Genomic DNA, 16,737 nt, shown 5'->3' with positions numbered 1-16,737 from the left:
GGCTCCCACAGGAACATCCTCCCTGCCAGGCACCAGGCCTGACCATCAAGGACGTCCACCGAAGGGGGTCAACCTCAGGCCGTCATCGAGGGTCTGCACCCCGTAGATGCCCTGCGCTTGGATCCCGGGCAGTGGAGGGCGGGCCGGGGTGGCGCCGGTGGCGATCATGAGCTGATCAAAGCCCTCCCACCTCTCCCGTCCCGTGGGCAGCTCACGCACCAGTACGGCGCGCCGGTGAAGGTCGATCTCCTGGACCTCGTGACCGGTCCGGGCGTCGATGTCGTGGTGGTCGCGGAACTGCTGCGGGGTGCGAGCGATCAACTCCGAGGCCTCCGCGACGTCCTTGCCGATGAAGTACGGGATCCCGCAGGCGGAGTAGGAGGTGTAGTGACCGCGCTCAAAAGCCACGATCTCCAACTGACCCCGAGGCAGCTGGCGGTGTGCGGCCGAGGCCGCGCTCATCCCTGCAGCGTCCCCGCCGATGACGATCAATCGCTGGGCCATGTGCTTCCCTTTCCTCGAGCAGTTCTTCGGCTTGCTCTCGCGTTCTGCACCGGATCATCCCCGGTTTCCCGGAGCTGCGCAGGCCCGAGACCTAGACCTCGAGCTTGTCCAGTGCTGCCTGATAGGCCTCGTGGTAGGTGGGGAACTGGGCGACCTGATCGCGCAGGAGCTCTAGCGGCAGCTGCGCCCGGATGGCCAAGGAGGCGTGGTGGATCCATTCTCCGGCCTGCGGGCCGACCGCCCACGCCCCGATCAGCACTCCCCGCTCGGCATCGGCCAGCAGCCCCAGGTGCCCGCGCGGGTCCTGCTCGTAGGTCCAGGGCCGGGCGATGGCCTGGGCCAGATCCAGCTCGGTGGCGGTGGTGCGGATCCCGCGCTGCTGCGCCTGCTCAGCGGTGAGGCCGGCGGCGGCGATCTCTGGGTCGGCGAACACCACCCGCGGGATCCCCTCATAGGTGGCAGGATGCGCCCGGCCGAGGATCGCGTCGGCGGCGATCCGCCCCTGGTACTTCGCCACGTGGGTGAAGGGCAGCACCCCGGTGACATCCCCGATCGCCCACAGATTCTGCCCGGCCCGGGCGTGCTCGTCGATGAGCACCTCGCCGTGCTCGCCCAGGCGTGCCCCGCCCGTCTCGAAGCCCAGACCTTGGGTACGGGGTGCGCGGCCGGTGCCGAAGATCACGACGTCGGCGGCCACCTCACTCCCGTCCTCGAGGGTCACCACACTGTCCGCACCGTTCCGGTGGGCCGTGGCGGCCGAGGCACCCAGGCGGATGTCGACCCCGGCTTCGGTCAGGTAGTCGTGGACGAGCTCCCCCACCCGGGGTTCCTCCCGGCCCAGCAGGCGGTCCCCGCGGTGGATGAGGGTGACCTGCACCCCGAAGCGGGCCAGGAACGTGGCGGTTTCCACCCCGACGGCGCTGCCACCGATGATCACCGCCCGTTGGGGTAGGTCGTGGGTGGTGTAGGTTTCCCGGTTGGTCCAGGCGGTGATCTCCTCGATGCCCTCGATCGGGGGGACCACGGCCTCGGAGCCGGTGGCGATGATGATGTGCTCGGCGGTGATCTCCCGCTCCCCGACCTGGATCCGGCCCGGACCGGTGAGGCGGGCCTCGCCCCGGATCACGGTCGCGCCCTGGTCGGTGTAGCCCTCGGCCTGGGCGGAGTCGTCGAGGTCGCGGATCATGTAGTCGCGTTACTCGCGGGTGGACGCCCAGTCCACCTCGGTCCCGGACACCCCGGCGGCCCGGCGGACCTCGGTGCGGGCCTCGGCCGGGCGCAGCACCGTCTTGGAGGGGACGCACGCCCAGTAGGCGCACTCCCCACCGATCAGCTCCCGCTCCAGGACCACGACGTTCTTCCCCGCCGTGAGCAGGCGGCCGGCGGCGACCTCACCACCGGGGCCCATGCCCAACACGGCCACGTCGAAATGTTCGCCCATGATGTACCTCCTGCAGATTCGGTGGATTTTTCGGTTTCACTCGTCGAACTCGTCGTGCCGCCCCATCTCATCTCGGGGCAGGACGTGAGATCTCAGCAGCAGCCGCCGCCTGGCCTGTTGCCGGAGGTGTCGGCGGAGGCCTGGGTGAGCGTCTGCTCGGCCGTGGTGGCTGCCCGCCCGGTCACCGCAGAGCCATCGTGGCCCTTCACGGTCGTTCCCTCCCACGAGTCGGGTTGCTGGTGGGGTCGAACGGGCCTCAGGCGGCGCAGCAGGACAGTTTGGAGACATCGGTGCGGAAGGACTGGGCGGCGATTTTCAGGCCCTCGGCCATCGTCAGATACGGGCACCACAAGGTGGCGACCTGGTCCACCGTCATGCCCGCGGACAGGATGTAGACCCCGGCCGCAGCGAGGTCCCCGGCCTCCTGGGCCACCGCGGTGATCCCCACGATCCGCCCGGTATCGACCTCAGCGACGATCTTCACGAACCCGCGGGTGTCGCGGTTCACCAGCGCCCGAGGTACGTACTCCAGTGGCAGCACCCGGCACTCACACCGGATGCCGGCCTCCCTGGCCTGCTGGTCGGTCATGCCCACCGCGCCCACGGCCGGGGAGGTGAAGGTGACCCGGGGCAGGTGGGTGTAGTCGATCCGCTGCCCGGTCCCGTTGAAGGCGTTCTCCACCGCGGTCACCCCGTGGGCCGAGGCCACGTAGACGAACTCCGGGTACCCGGTGACATCCCCGGCCGCCCAGATCCGCGGATTCGAGCTCACCAGCGTGTCCTCCACGAGGACCTCCCCCCGCTCCCCGGTGGCCACCCCGACCGCCCCCAGGCCCAGGCCCTCGGTGACCGCCCGGCGCCCGGTGGCCACCAGCAGCCGGTCCGCGGTGAACTCCTGGCGCCCGGCCCGAGTGATGGCGGCCACCACGACGCCCCCGGTGGCCGGGTCGGTGGCCACGGACTCGACCGCAGCCCGGCGCACCACCTGGATGCCCTCATCGGCGAAGACCCCCATCAGCGTCTTCGACACCTCGGGCTCCTCCCCGGACAGCAACCGGGAGCGAACCAGCATCGTGACCCTCGAGCCCAGCCGGGCGAAGAGCTGGGCTTGTTCCAAGGCGACATAGCCGCCGCCGAGCAGGATCATGGACTCCGGGACCTCCTGCAGCTCCATCGCCGTCGTGGAGGTCAGGTAGTCGACCTGCTCCAGGCCATCAACCGGTGGAGCCCACGGGGCCGAGCCCGTGGCCACCAGGTAGTGCCGGGCCCGCACCGTCTCCACGGCCCCGCCGCGGCCGGTGATCTCCAGCACCGGATCCCCGGCGTCGCCGGTGAACGTGGCCTCCCCCGGGCGCAGATCCCACCCGTAGTCCCCGATCAGATCCACGTACTTCTCCGAGCGCATCCCCTCCACCAGGGCGTCCTTGCCCGTGATCAGCCCGGACATCTCCACCGAGCTGGCGGAGGTGCTGATTCCGGGAAACCGACCGGATGCGTCCAGGGCCACATGGCGGGCGTCCGCGGCGGCCAGCAACGCCTTCGACGGCACGCACCCGGTGTTCACACAGGTACCCCCCACCGTGGACCGCTCAACCATCACCACCCGCTGCCCCAGGCTGGAGGCCCGGATCGCGGCGGCGAAAGCACCACCACCGGAACCGATGATGGCCAGGTCGGTCTCGATCACTGCAGTTCCAGCCATGACAACCTCCACAAGTCCGTGAGGAACACTCCCATCGGAAGCCCTCCGCGTGCCCTTCTCCGAGCCAGCCTGCACCTTGCCCCCCGGGGGAAGGTCAAGGTGCCACTGCGATAACAGCTCATAAAGGAACCCCTACCGCAATGAAGAGTCTCAACCTGCCCCAGGCCCTCGGCCCTGCCGGTTCGGGCTCCGGTCACTTCGCCGGATCGAGCTCCGTGTCGCGCTCGTGGAGGTAGACACCCATGGTGAGCATGGCGATGAACTCGAAAGCGAACACGGCGAAGGTCCACTCACCCTGGGTGACGCCGAAGAAGACCGCGACCGGGATGAAGATGAACAGTTTCATCGCGTCGCTGGTGATCATGGACCGTCCACGGGCTCGCGGGGTGTCGATGTAGCCGTGCCCAGGGTAGAACATGCGCCCCTCCACGTGGTCAGGGTCAGCTTCTTCACCGGCCATCTGCTCGGCCCACTCGCGCCGGCGGCGGGCGTAGTGGAACATGCTGATCACCGTGATCACGTACATCAGAGCGGTGAGCCCGGTGACGAACAGGATGATCATCTGCTCGTCCCCGCCAGTGTTCACAGCAGCGCCTGCGCCGACGGCCAGAGGCACCAGCCACAGCGCCAGCAGCACCTTGTCGACCCTGGTCAGCATCGTCCCCTCCCCCAGTCATTGCCTGCGGTAACGGCATCCTGGCACGACAGCACACCACCAGTCTGACCCCTCATCCGAGGCGTGACCCGGCTCCAGCGTCGCCCGAAGAGCCCGCCGGGTCCTACTCCTCGGCCGACACGAGGAGAGACTTCAGGAACCGGTCCCCCGGGGATGTGCCCCCGGCGAAGAGAACTGTCGACGGTCGGCTCGCGCCCCCATCAGGTAGCTGGAACTCATCAGGAAGAACGCCAGGAAAGCCCCCAGCGACTGCCAGTCCCGCGCGATTGCGGAGAGCACACCGAAGGCACCGAAAAGCACGGAGCCGACCACCCCGACACCGATCATGGCCTGCACCCGGTGCGGACGGGCGGCGATGAGCTGGGCGTAGCGCTGCTGTTGCCGCGGCTTCTCGAACAGTGCTGCCACGGGGAACGCCACCAGGACGGGGAACAGCGCGACACCGGCCATGGCCGGCTTCTCCCAGCTGCTGAGCAGCATCAGCACCCCGGCGACCGGCCACCACACCAGCATGATCCAGGTGGACCGTCGCCGGTTCAGCTGCCGAGGAGCCCGACGGAGAACACCACCGATGAGCAGGACGCCGAGAACGACCGCCATCGCCCCGGTGAGCACGCCCAGCCACGGGGCGAAGAGTTCCGAGGTGGCCGGCGAGGTCAGGTGCCCGATGCTCCACCACAGGGGCACCGCCCCGACGGCGATCATGAACAACCCGCCCAGCACCGCCAGCTGCGCCCACCGTCGCTGCTGCACCCGCCACCCCCAGGTCTGGGCGGTCTTTTGTCTTACCGCCCGGTACAAACATCCATCATATGTGCATAAGTGAACGACCGTTGTTGCGAAGGGACATGCGCCGATAGCCATCGCGTCGCGTCAAGAACCCCAGCTGCACCCGTGGATGCTCGGCTTCCGCGCCCTATTCCACGGCAAGGGCCCGTGTCCACCCGGACAGGCTGGACAACTTCCATGTCAGCGAATCTCCCTCCCGCCGCCCTCGGACCCTTGCCCCTGCGCTCGGAAAGTGAACCAGCTAATGGTTCCGATGGTCGCTGCAGCAATCGCCGTGACGGGAAGGATAAACCAGGACATCCCCTCCCCCCGGACGACTTCGGGCAGAAGCATGGCCAGGATCGCCCCCAGCACGAAGACCGCCGTGTAGATCACCCGCTGGGCCTTCGGCGACCTCGGCCCCCAGGCGAGCCGTCGCCCCGGCAGGACGAACAGCAGAGCCAGAATGATGAAGACAATGGGAACCAGAGACCAGGCAAATTCCGGGGACTCGACAACCGTAAGCACGATCAGCAGAAGGCCGAACACACCGATGATCAACCGGGCTATCCCATTCGACGACATCTGCGCTTGCTCCGTTCTGCCGGTCTGCCACCGCTCATGGCGCAGGTAGTCGTATCCTCACACGCCAGTTCCGCTCTGCTCGATCCCCTCTTGTGCGCCAGAAAGACCACGGATGCTCTTCCGGGCTCCCCCTAGAGGCGCCCAGACCCAACCTCAACCGCAGCACAGTGGGTCGACGATTGAACTCCGGATGAGGCCGCCGTGGCCTTCAAGTGGTCTCCTTCCGCGTGTATAGAGGCCTCAGGTAGGTTCGTCCCACGGTATGGCCGACCTGTCGGTAAGGAGCACTCACGGGTTTCGTCTGAGAGGGCGAGAGAAGGGCAGGAAGTAGACCCCGGAGTCTCGCCATACCCTCCATCTGAGCCCGTGGAGGAATTTCTTGCCCTCCATCGATCAAGCAGCGGGTGGGGCCTCGTCGATGAACGTGAACATGACGGTCATGACCGGCCCCAAGGGGTCCTCGGGGTCTGTGGGCACCAAGGCCGCCCGCAAGCGGGCCGGCAGGTCGGGGATCGGTTCCTCCCACGGGATGAATCCTTCCCGGGTGCCATGGACGTAGGTACCGACACGGATCTTGCCCTGCTCATGAAGCCCCACGATGTAGTCAATGGCGTTTTCTTCGGTCCCGGGCAGGCCGTAGGCGGTGGCATCGTCGATCACGTTGGCGACCATCACCCAGTCGATCCCGTTGCGCTCCCGCAGCAGGCGCTCCAGTCCTGCATAGTCCGGGGTGTTCATCGCCGTTCCTTTCCTCAACTGTGCTCGTGGTCCTTGCGCCTGAGATCGCGGGGCCAGGCTTGTCTTCCCAGCGCCTCGACGCGATACCAGCGGTCGTGGGCACGGTCACCCGGCTCACGGGCGCCGTCGAAGCCTATGGGACCCGGACCTCGCAGGTCTTGCCGGTCGGCGCTCCGTCCAGGGTGAACTGGAGTCGGAGGGTCCCGGACACCTCCGAGGGCTGGGGCACGAACTCCCAGGCACTCTCCCACTCGGTGCCGTCCCCGGCCGCCTGTCCGGCCACCAGGCGGTACTCGGTACCGAGCTCATCGCTGAGCACCACCCCGACCCGGTCCAGGACGGAGAACCCCGGCATGAGCGGCACCGGCTCCTCCTCGGTCACCTGGTCCTGCCGCCGCTGGGCCCAGGCCAGGCGGGCAGCCTGGAACTGGCCGTCCCGGCGCATGGTCTCTTCCCCGCGCACCGCGGCGAGGCTGATCCGCACGCCGTTGCCACCCGGTGGCTCCTGCGCTTGGGCAGACAGGCTGGCGTCGAGGTCGATGCCGGCGAAGTGCACATCGATGCCGTCGCTGGTGGCGATCACCAGATCGGCAGGAGCAGACACGATGGATCCCATGCCACCACCGTAGAGACATCGACATGCCTCAGGTTCGCGCGCCACGCGTCCTCGGTCTCCACTGGTCAGCGGAATTCGGAAAGCACCTCAACCGACCGCCGGGCGCTGCCTCGCGCCCGGGCACGAACCCCTATCGCACCTCGGGAGCCCGGTAGGTGTGGTTCGGCTCGGCTGTGGCCCCCAGGATTCGGGTCTCAGTGTTTCCGGTCGGTGCTGATGGCCAGGGCCACGGCGGTGGCCGTCAGGGCGAGGGCGGCTGCCAGGGCCGCCGGCCAGGCGGTGGGGTGGAGCAGTACGGTGGCCGGTGCCGCGAGCAGGGCGGGCACCAGGATGAGCCCCCGGCTGTAGCCGATCAGCTGGGCTACGGGCACCGGTCCCAGGGGGGTGTCGATCGGGGGCTGGGTGTGGTCCGGTTCCGGGCCCAGAGCGCGGTAAAGGCCGGCCGCACCGATTCCGGTCCCGGTCACGGCACCGAGAAGCATCATCACCGCCCAGCTGGTGCCGGCCGCGAGCCCGGCCAGCAGTGCCACGGCGCCCAGGACCGCGGCGTTGAGCACGCACGGGAGGACCAGGTGCATCAGGGCGGCTGCGGTGGGGGCGATCGGGAGGTTCCGTTCGGCGGCGGCCCCGGCGCGCAGATCGGCCAGATAGGCCGTGCCGCGGCCCAGCCCCCGGTATCCCACCACCAGCAGCGCGGCCCAGCCGGCCAGCACCACGGTGTGGGAGAAGGCGGCCAGCAGCACCACGGTCAGCCCGAGGTCGACGACCAGCCCGGACCGCCACCGGCTGGTCCGCAGGGCCGTGAGCGAGGCGAACAGCACCACCGTGCGCGGCCCCGACACCCAGCCCGGTGTGCTCCCCGACAGTCCCCGCACCCCGGTCACCGTGGCGGGGGCCAGCGCGGCGGTCAGGTCCTGGGTCGACAGCAGGGACACGGCGTTGGACAGATGCCGGGTCCGCGCTCCGGACGCCCGCAGGTGCACCCCGTCCAGGCCCCGGGCCCACCGCAGCGACCAGACCCAGAACAGCCCGGCCACTACCACCAGTAATCCTGCGACCCCCACGACCCACAGGGGCGGCACGAGGACATCCCACGGGCCGGTGGCCCCGTCCCGGGTCCCGGCCAACACGACCAGCACAGCCCCCAGCACCAGGAACCAGCCCGCCCAGGGGCGGGACCGCAGCGAGTCCGGCACCCCGCCGGCGGTCTGGGCCCAGACAGAGACCCCGACCGCACTGACCCCCAGACCGGCCCAGCACACCAGCCGTGCCGCCGCCTCCCACCACGGCGCGCCCCGCCCGGCTGCCGGCCCGGCACCCGACAGCAGCAGCAGCCCGGTGCCACCGAACACCGCCCCGGCCGCAACCGCCACCCACAGCATCCGGCGCACACTGCGGATCGGTTCCTGCGCCCCGGCCCCGGGCAGCGGCCACACCCACACCGCCCGCTCCGGGGACACCCCCACCGGTCCCAGCCCCCGCAACAGGTCCACCACACCGACCCAGGCCACCCCCAGCAGCACAGCGACTCCGAGCACCGGCGCCCCGGCCCCCACCCAGGCGGCCGCCGGGCGGTGCAGCATCCCGCCGGGGGAACCGGCGGCCACCAGATCCCCCAACGAGGCCCCGAGACCCAGGACCCCGGCGACCGCCCAGGCCACCAGCACCACCGTGACGAACAGCCCGGTGTAGACATCGACGAACCGATCCGCACCTCGAGCCCGGCCTCGAACCTGCGCCCGGGCGCCTCGCAGGAACACCTCGATCTCAGCGGGCCCGGCAGGCCTCACGCCGACACCGGCCGTCACGACCGTCCCTCCCGTTGCGGGTCAGCAACGACCGGTGGAAGGGCGGTGTCCCTATCGATGGCGAGCACGGTGGTGCCCACCGCCTCCGCCAGCGACGCGTCGTGCGTGGCGATCAGCAACCCCGCCCCCGCGTCGCGGGCGGCGACCAGACGATCGGCCAGCCGGGACCGCATCAGAGTGTCCAGGCGCTGTTCGGGCTCATCGAGGACCAGCAGCTCAAACGGGCGGATCAGGGCTGCGGCCAGCAGCGCCCGCCGGCGCTGGCCCGAAGACAGAGCGAACGGCGAGGCGTCCACCCGGTCGCCCAACCCGAACTCCGCCACCGCCTCGCCCGCCACTACCGCCGCCTCGGCTACCCCGTGACCGCGCAGCACCAATTCCAGGTGATGACCCACCGACACCCCAGGCAAAAAAGCGTCCTCGTCGAACAGACAACTCACCACCCGCCGGTAGACCAGCGAGTTCTCCACCACCGGCCCACCCTTCAGCCACCTGTCCCCGCTCACCGCAGCCTGCTGGCCCACCGACGTGCGCAACACCGTGGACTTGCCCGCCCCATTGGCCCCGAGCAGCACCACCGCCTCCCCTGGCCCCACCTCGAAGCTGACCCCGGCGGTCACCGGCACCCCGGCATAACCACACACCAACTCACGAACAGACAGGACAGGAGCACCACTCACGGACAACGAGCCTTTCAACGGCAACACGGCCACCCCATTGTTTCCCGATGCCACCGCCCACAGATCCCCCACCAGCCGGACATCCGACACCGCCACGACCGAACACCAACCCCAACTGCACGTGCCGATGCCCATGGACCCGCAACGATTAGGAGCGTGAGCGGTCCCTGTCGTGACGGAGCCGCCCAGGTGTGAGCATCCCGGACTCGTTCAGAAGGAGTGCACCTCCTGCCGCGGGGAGAAAGAGGAGGGCGGGCAACCATTCAGTAATGGCGAACAGGCCTAGTGCGAGAAGGAGAACGACGATCGCTGCGACTCGGACTTTGGTGTGCATGACATCACTTCCGTTGAGTTCGCGAAGCCTAACATCGGCCCCTAAGACCCCCTGATAACCGACTCGCCGGGCGGACTCCCAGCGCAAACGGGAACCCGTATCGCACCCGGTGGGTGGAATCTAGCCTGGGTTCGGGCTCGTCTCGTGGAGACGCAAGTAGGCCCACGCACGACGCATACGTACCGCTGGTCCCAGTGCGACCAGAACGAACGCAATGAGCACCACCGTCCAGGCCATGTGAGGCCACAGCACCAGGCCCAGTCCTATCGTCAGGCCCAATCCAACGGCGAAAGCAGCTCCTTCGACGTCCTCGCATGACCTGACGGCTGCACCGGTTCGCAAGGAGGAAGAAGCCGGCACGTGCCCGATGCGGACCGTCTCATCACGGGCTCGATCGGCTTGCTTTCGTCCTTCGACACGGCGTACCACAGGGACCGGAATGCGGATGAGCCGTCGCACAGCCAGTCCGATCAGCAACGCTACGAGCAGTCCGACGAGGAAGCGCTCATAATTCAGGCCCCATAGCTGGTCGACGCCCCAGACGACGGTGAGGTTGAGCGCGGTGAAGATGCCGGCGAACGTTGCCGCGGACTGTAGCAGGCGCCGACGGGACGGGATCGGCCGCTGGGCATGCGCCAATTGCACCTGCGCCAAGTCCCCTGGCTCCGCATTGCTCATGCAATGACGTTATCGAGGGGATGGGGACCTGTCTGTCCGCCGTTCCAGCTACCCCTGGAGCATGTAGAACGATGCTAATCAAGGGAACCCCAACCGCGACATGGCAGGTCCAGTGGTCAAGCGGAGCGTGACCCAGCGTGCAGCACGTTCAGATAGCACCAAGCGCGCCGGATCCGGAAGGCGGAACCGATCGCGACCCCCAACGCCCCACAGGAAGCCAGCACCCACGGAAACTCCGGCCGGACGAGCTCACCGAGGAACATGCCCAGCAGGACTGCCACCATCACCACAAGCCCCTCGATGATGGCGCAGGCAGCCAGGCCCGCAGCGGCCCGGACGTCGGGATCCGACGGTACGGTCCTGAACTTCGGTGCCGAGGACAGCGCCCCCTGCCATCGCACCTTGCTGACCTTCTTGTTGAAACGGGGACGTGGGGCCTGAGCGAAGTGGTGGACGAGCATTAGCAACCCGAAGACGGCCAGGGTGGCCAGGAACCACAGCAGCTCCGGCGCAGCATTGGGCAGGAACCACGCCAGCGCCGGAAAGCTGATCACCGCCACTGCACTTGCCGGTAGGGCGCGCCTGATGAGTTGACCAACCGTGGGGATCGAGAGTCCGTCGGCGGGTCGAATGTCACGGCCCACGGCGCCAGCGTCCTCGTCCACGTTCGCGACGTTACCGCCCGATGTGGGCGGCAGTCTCGGCGCACAAAAGGGGACCCTCATCAGGCTCCACCCGAAGCCGAACCTCAACTGCAATGCCCGGGATGCGGCCGCCCAGTAGCGGTACCGCCGTAGTCACGATGGGACCACGACTATGTGGCTGGTAGGCGGAGGTGGGCGCTGATAGATCTAGAAGACAGGCCCCCGCCCCAGGGGGGCTTGTTCGAATAGATCTACTTTGAGGAGTCCAACGATGCGGAAGCAGGCGCAGCCCTGGTGCACACGCAGCGCCCGGCGGGCCCGATGAGAGCGATTGTTCTTGTTTACGCCGGCCTCCTGGTCGTAGGTGCGCTGGGCGTCATCGCCATGGGCGTCTACAACCAAACGGGGTTCGTCATCATCACAGGTGTTGCCTTGCTCATGGGTGCTGTGGTCTTTTTCTGGGCGCTGAAACAGGGGCCACGCTCATCCAAGCCCTCAGGTGATGGGACTCATGCCATTAAGGCGTTCTTGACGGACCTCACCGGATCCGCCCGCCACTTCGGCCTGACCCTCACCGGGGCCGGTGTCGGTGCCGCCCTGGCCATGTTCGTGCTCATGGAAGTCTCGCGTGCCCAAGATCCGACTGGGGTCCCAATTCTCCCGGCCGGCATCTTCATGATCGGGTCCGGATTGGCCTTTCTCGGCTCCATCTTCGTCGTCATCGACGCCGTACATTTCCGCCGCACCGGACGCCCCTTCTAGGGAACCCCAACCGCAGCTGGTCGGAGGTCCCTCATCTGCTTTGGGCGGGTCGGTCGCTTTCCCCATCTACGGAGTGCTTCGCGGTACCAGACGCCGCCACAAGGAGTAATTCAATAGGCCGATCGCCCAGAGGCCCATGGTCGCCCACGTTAAACGGCATTGGAGGCGCCGGCTGGACTGCATGTCCGGCGCAGGGAGTCTGTTTCACAAGAGCCGACAGACTCCCGTGACCCGCCCGTGCAAGGATCTGAAGCTAGGCAGACCGAGCAATTGGAGGGCAGATGACAACAGGGCGATGGGTCCTTGTGGGGCTCGCAAGCGCGGTTCTCGTCGTGTCATTGATCCTGGCCTTCCAAGGGCACCTGGGATCGTGGTTCACCAGCGTGGGCATGGTCTGTGTTTTGCTCAGCGTTTGGGTAGGGGTCCGCCAGACCCGTAAGAACCAGAATCCTCGGATAAATCGGTAGGACGAGCAGGGGCTATAGTCCAGGCCTTAGATCACGCTTGAGGGTCTACGCCTTGATACGTACAGCAATGGGAAGCAGGGCCAAATTGACTGCAGGCCATCAGTGAGAGCGACCACACGGTGGATCACCGCATGCACCGGGCTCACGCTGTTTCCGCTCCTTATCTTGGTCATCCTGCCGAACTTCGAGGACGCGGATGAGGTCGCCCTGCTTTCCCCAGTCTGGGCTCTCGTGTACATGGTCATGTTCGTCAGCTTGCGCCGTACAGGGCCAAAAGCTCGACGATCCGCCGAACGCTTTCTTTTCCTCACCTTCCCCGGCGATTCCACGACTCCACAGGAAATGGAGGCGCTGATGAGGCGGTCCTCGTGGTGCTTCCTGATCGGAGCCGTCCTGCTCCTTGCCGTGCCGGGGCAGTATCTCCTCTTCGTGAGGTGACCAGACCCCCAGGGAACCTCGACTGCACCTCAGCGGGACGCGTTGCCCGGGTTGAGCGACGGAAGAGCCCACATCTTTGACGTTCCGTTTCGCAAACAGGCGTGGTTGGCTGAGGACTGAGTCAGGGTGGATATCGGGGGACTGGGGCATGCACAGGCAGAAGGTCACCGGCTATGCCCTCATGGGATTGATCGTCCTCTGCATCATCGGCACCGGCGCCCTGTTTCAGCTCGGCCGCCCCATCGCCGGCGCTTTCACGGCCGCAGGAGCGGTGGTGCTCTTGCTCATCGGTCAACGTATGCTCACGCGGAGTCGAGCGGCCGAAGCCACCCAAGGTCCAGAAAAGGCAGCCCTTGTCGTCATGGCAGTGTTCCTGGGCATCGGCGTGCTCAGCATCGTCGCCACTGGAGCGTTCCGAATCCTCGAGGGAGCATTTCTCGCCGGGTCAGCCTTCCTGGTCGGCGGCCCCCTCCTCGCCCTCGCAGGCGCAAAGTTCGTCCGCGACCACTGGCCCCGTGGGAAACCGACCAAGGAAGCCCCACCTTTGGATCCATGACCCGAGGCCAGCATTGTTCCTTGGCGCGCACAGCCGGTAGCCCAAGACTAGGTGCGGGAGGCACTCGTGGTGAGCAGAGCCAGGTGACCAACAGCGGGCAGCCCTTCACTCCCGCGTCCCTGTCCAGGGGACGGTCCGCGCGCGGGCGCCCCCGGCTCTCGCTCCTACAGGGGAACCCCAACTGCACGTGCCGATGCCCATGGATCCGCGACGACTAGGAGCGTGAGCGGTCCCTGTCGTTACGAGGCCGCCCAGGTGTGAACATCCCAGTCTCGTTCAGCAGGAGTGCACCCCCTGCTGCGGGGAGAAAGAGGAGGGCGGGCAGCCATTCAGTAATGGCGAACAGGCCTAGAGCGAGAAGGAGAACGACGATCGCTGCGACTCGGACTTTGGTGTGCATGACATCACTTCCGTTGAGTTCGCGAAGCCTAACATCGGCCTCCAGGACCCCTTGCCACCCGACTCGCCGGGCGGACTCCCAGCACAAACGGGAACCCCTCCTGCAACGCGGCAGGACGGATTCGTTTTGAACTTCCCTAGTGCCTGGGTGTTCCGTGGAATCAAACTCAGGCTTCTCCTGTCGGTTCGATTGGATTAGGACCCAAAGGAGCGAGACGCTGACGGCAAAATGGAACACGGCGAACAGCACCTCGTCGTTCGCGATGGCTCGCCCTCCGGACCCGGCAGTCCAAGCGACGGCGACGGTAAGAATCTGCGCCCGTTCCAGGAGACGGACACCGCCTTCTTCACCGACCTGGCCACCGACGAACGCGTGACCCGCTACGTGGGCGACGGCCGCCCCTGGGCGCCGCAGCTCATCCAGGAACGACTTCGCACCGCCTTGCAGCAGATGCCGGTGGAGCAGGCCGGGGCCGTCCGGTGGTTCATCGCCGAGGAAGCCGGCGAGGCGATCGGTCTGGTCGTCTCCACCCGGTGGGAGACGGGTGTGGAGGTCGGCTACTGGGTGTCCCCCGAGCACTGGGGTCGCGGAGTGGCCGGGGCCATGATCGACCTGGCTGCGGCCACGGTCCCGGAGATCTATGGCCGGGCCCGGCTGATCGCCCGAGTCGACCCGGCCAACGCCGCCTCGGCCCGCGTTCTCACCCGCCGCGGTTTTGGACTGGAGGCCAACCACGATGGCCTCGACCACTACGTCCTGGTGCAGACGCAGTAGCCAGTTCCCACTCACTCGGAAGCTCGGGCTGCTCATGAGCAGCCCCGATCCACTCATCGACCGGGAAATTCCGGTTTAGGAGGTGCACAAGGGTACGGCCGACACGACTCAGCTCGGCACGGCGAAACTGGAAAGATTCTTCAACTACCACACGGTTGTGAACGCGAGCGAGTGGCTATTCCATCACCACGAGGACGAGAAATTCGTCCCGAGCAACTACCGGAACCCACTCGTGTGTCTGTCGACACGTCCGGCATGGACCACGAATTCGACGGTGAGCCGTGGTTCATGGCACCGAGGGATGCGTAGCACCCTCGGTGCCATGGGCGGCCTCCATTCGAGACCTACGGACGATACTCATAGTCATATTCGGACATCCCGAAAGCAGAACCTCTTGTGCGTCGTCGACCCGATGGCTTTCGGGATATTAAGCGGCCTTGGGCGATCAGCGCAGTGTTGACAGTAGTGAACTCGGAGTAATGAGGCGTCAAAACCTCCGTCTCAGCACAATTAAATCGAGTTAGGCGAATCATTTATACATGAAAATTTAAGCCAACCAACTTATTGCGGGAGGCCTCGAAGCATGGTCGGAAGATTGAGAACCGCCCGCCGGATTGCACGGTAGTCGTCTTCGGGTACTTCAACAGCGCCAACAAGGGCGGAAAATGCAGTATCATCTTCTGCCTCGCCCAAAAAGCGTTGTGGGGCGGCAGTCGTTCCTAAAAGATGAACATAGCAACCATAGTCAATCTGCAAAACATCGAACCGCTCCCCGGGATCGTCTTTGCTCGAATACCCTCGCTTGATAATGTGAAGAATGCGATCGTCAACCAGTTGCTGAATCAACGGATGATTGGTTTGCTCTTGAGCAAGGAGGAATGCCCGAGCCTTACGGCCGGAAATGACATCCTGAACAATACGATCCAAAAGCATGCGCGCAGATGGAACCCCGTTAAGTTGAGCGGCCTTAGTAGTTGTATAAAGCTGAGCGGCGGCCTCGCGAACATGAGTTACCGCAATTTTCGAACCTCCCGCCCGAAGACCAGCCCGACCAACAATGTTTAAGGCGTCTCGAGGCACGCCTTCGGCCGCCCTAATCACTTCCTGCAGGGCGGTCACCTGCGTGAATAGAAGACTGACGAGCTCAGCTGGCGATACAGACTCATTGACTCCAATACTTGTCAATGCCTGTGACACGTGACGATGAAGCAGTGAGCGAAAGAAGGAAAGGGAGCGTTCTGCTTGCTCTTCTCGATTCCTTGCAGGGAAAACAACAAACTCATCCAAATCAAGTAACGGAAAAATCTCCGCTCCAATTTCGGCCCCGATATAACTTCCCCGTTCTCCAGCTATGCGCCATTCGGTGCGATGCGGAATGGCGCCGATACGAACCGTCACCTTTGGGATACCGAAGAAAAGCCGCCGCAGCATTTCAGCTAAATAGGGCTGGAGATCGAGCGGTATTCCACTCCACTCATCTATCAATACCCAAAAACGACTAGCAGACGAGGCCTGAATGGCCTGTTTCATCGACTGGGTGACACCCCCGAAGTGAATTCGATATCGTGGCTTTCCCGTCACGCGCACCCGTTGCGAATCTGAAACTTTAGATTCATTATTGCCACCAAGCTTTGCATCCCCACTGAGCCCAGCAAGGTTAGCCTTGATTCCAACAGATGCGTTCGCTCCGCCCTTATCCTCACGGCCGGAAATTCTTTCCTCTTCTGTTTCCTCGACCACTACGACCTGATCGAAGTGATCAAGCATGCGGTCGAGGATTTCTATTTGAGTATCCGCCTTTCCCGAAAAAGCATCTTCAAGCAATCGGGTGTGTACAATGCTAAGGACATCGACGACAAGACGCGTGGCACGCTCGCTTAAGGATAAATTTGTGTCAGCGTAACGGCCTTCCGTTGATCCAACATCTTGCTCCATGTCGATGTAAACTACAGAGTTGCCCTTCGCGCGTTCAATTTCTGCAAGATACTTCAAAGCATGGGTTTTTCCGGTGCCACGGCGGCCATAGACAATACCATTGTCTCGAGTTTTCAGGGCATTGACCAACGAATCAACACCTACGTACGTTGCGATGACGTCCTGTTCACTGACTCGCTCGGCACGCTTTTCAACCTCCTGCAAGGCAGCGAGGAGTGTCTCTGTATTCAT

Annotated in this window: 17 protein-coding genes and 1 pseudogene; 4 read left to right on the top strand and 14 right to left on the bottom strand. The window is 65.5% G+C overall.

Translation table 11 applies throughout. The features are described 5' to 3' along the window. Positions 1–45 precede the first annotated feature (45 nt). From ACPYN7_RS16235 to ACPYN7_RS16175, 13 genes and pseudogenes are all read right to left on the bottom strand, one after another. Entirely contained in the window at positions 46–504 is a 459-nt protein-coding gene (locus ACPYN7_RS16235) for an FAD-dependent oxidoreductase (protein ID WP_424348331.1), read from the bottom strand. A 91-nt stretch (positions 505–595) separates the two neighbouring features. Beyond that, positions 596–937 (bottom strand): hypothetical protein, encoded by a 342-nt coding sequence (locus tag ACPYN7_RS16230; protein ID WP_424348333.1) that lies wholly within the window; start codon positions 935–937, stop codon positions 596–598. A gap of 78 nt (positions 938–1,015) precedes the next feature. Next, a pseudogene (locus tag ACPYN7_RS16225) lies at positions 1,016–1,945 on the bottom strand (dihydrolipoyl dehydrogenase family protein); the annotation flags it as partial. Between the two features lie 256 nt (positions 1,946–2,201). Then, positions 2,202–3,647, bottom strand: a complete 1,446-nt coding sequence (gene merA / locus ACPYN7_RS16220; RefSeq protein ID WP_101851575.1) for a mercury(II) reductase — start codon at positions 3,645–3,647, stop codon at positions 2,202–2,204. A gap of 193 nt (positions 3,648–3,840) precedes the next feature. Continuing rightward, positions 3,841–4,305, bottom strand: coding sequence for a hypothetical protein (locus ACPYN7_RS16215; protein WP_424348330.1), 465 nt, complete (start codon positions 4,303–4,305; stop codon positions 3,841–3,843). A 150-nt stretch (positions 4,306–4,455) separates the two neighbouring features. Continuing rightward, complete coding sequence (locus tag ACPYN7_RS16210; RefSeq protein WP_424348329.1) at positions 4,456–5,076, bottom strand: hypothetical protein; 621 nt, start codon at positions 5,074–5,076, stop codon at positions 4,456–4,458. Between the two features lie 216 nt (positions 5,077–5,292). Next, complete coding sequence (locus ACPYN7_RS16205) at positions 5,293–5,652, bottom strand: hypothetical protein (protein WP_424348328.1); 360 nt, start codon at positions 5,650–5,652, stop codon at positions 5,293–5,295. A 417-nt stretch (positions 5,653–6,069) separates the two neighbouring features. Beyond that, positions 6,070–6,414 carry a hypothetical protein gene (locus ACPYN7_RS16200; protein WP_101851572.1) on the bottom strand — a complete coding sequence of 115 codons (345 nt, stop codon included), beginning with the start codon at positions 6,412–6,414 and terminating at the stop codon, positions 6,070–6,072. 133 nt (positions 6,415–6,547) lie between these two features. Beyond that, positions 6,548–7,030, bottom strand: coding sequence for a hypothetical protein (locus ACPYN7_RS16195; protein WP_101851571.1), 483 nt, complete (start codon positions 7,028–7,030; stop codon positions 6,548–6,550). A 194-nt stretch (positions 7,031–7,224) separates the two neighbouring features. After that, the gene (locus ACPYN7_RS16190; RefSeq protein WP_424348327.1) at positions 7,225–8,820 is read right to left on the bottom strand and encodes a hypothetical protein; all 1,596 of its coding nucleotides are present in this window, start codon (positions 8,818–8,820) and stop codon (positions 7,225–7,227) included. Between the two features lie 14 nt (positions 8,821–8,834). Continuing rightward, positions 8,835–9,653 carry an ABC transporter ATP-binding protein gene (locus ACPYN7_RS16185; RefSeq protein WP_424348326.1) on the bottom strand — a complete coding sequence of 273 codons (819 nt, stop codon included), beginning with the start codon at positions 9,651–9,653 and terminating at the stop codon, positions 8,835–8,837. Positions 9,654–9,972: 319 nt separating this feature from the next. After that, positions 9,973–10,530 carry a hypothetical protein gene (locus ACPYN7_RS16180; protein WP_424348325.1) on the bottom strand — a complete coding sequence of 186 codons (558 nt, stop codon included), beginning with the start codon at positions 10,528–10,530 and terminating at the stop codon, positions 9,973–9,975. A 116-nt stretch (positions 10,531–10,646) separates the two neighbouring features. After that, positions 10,647–11,195: a hypothetical protein gene (locus tag ACPYN7_RS16175; protein ID WP_424348324.1), complete on the bottom strand. Its 549-nt coding sequence runs from the start codon at positions 11,193–11,195 to the stop codon at positions 10,647–10,649. A gap of 273 nt (positions 11,196–11,468) precedes the next feature. Here ACPYN7_RS16175 and ACPYN7_RS16170 point away from each other — a divergent pair, with 273 nt between their 5' ends. From ACPYN7_RS16170 to ACPYN7_RS16155, 4 genes are all read left to right on the top strand, one after another. After that, positions 11,469–11,936 carry a hypothetical protein gene (locus ACPYN7_RS16170; protein ID WP_424348323.1) on the top strand — a complete coding sequence of 156 codons (468 nt, stop codon included), beginning with the start codon at positions 11,469–11,471 and terminating at the stop codon, positions 11,934–11,936. A 632-nt stretch (positions 11,937–12,568) separates the two neighbouring features. Further along, positions 12,569–12,841, top strand: coding sequence for a hypothetical protein (locus ACPYN7_RS16165; RefSeq protein WP_424348322.1), 273 nt, complete (start codon positions 12,569–12,571; stop codon positions 12,839–12,841). A 148-nt stretch (positions 12,842–12,989) separates the two neighbouring features. Next, positions 12,990–13,397: a hypothetical protein gene (locus ACPYN7_RS16160; RefSeq protein ID WP_424348321.1), complete on the top strand. Its 408-nt coding sequence runs from the start codon at positions 12,990–12,992 to the stop codon at positions 13,395–13,397. Between the two features lie 628 nt (positions 13,398–14,025). Then, positions 14,026–14,571 carry a GNAT family N-acetyltransferase gene (locus ACPYN7_RS16155; protein WP_424348320.1) on the top strand — a complete coding sequence of 182 codons (546 nt, stop codon included), beginning with the start codon at positions 14,026–14,028 and terminating at the stop codon, positions 14,569–14,571. A 561-nt stretch (positions 14,572–15,132) separates the two neighbouring features. Here the strand turns inward: ACPYN7_RS16155 and ACPYN7_RS16150 are convergent. Further along, positions 15,133–16,737: a hypothetical protein gene (locus ACPYN7_RS16150; RefSeq protein WP_424348319.1), complete on the bottom strand. Its 1,605-nt coding sequence runs from the start codon at positions 16,735–16,737 to the stop codon at positions 15,133–15,135.

Origin of the sequence: Kocuria sp. CH-021, from assembly GCF_049716185.1 — a bacterium.
Taxonomy (GTDB): Bacteria; Actinomycetota; Actinomycetes; order Actinomycetales; family Micrococcaceae; genus Kocuria; species Kocuria cellulosilytica.
This window is presented reverse-complemented; position numbering and strand designations above follow the sequence as displayed.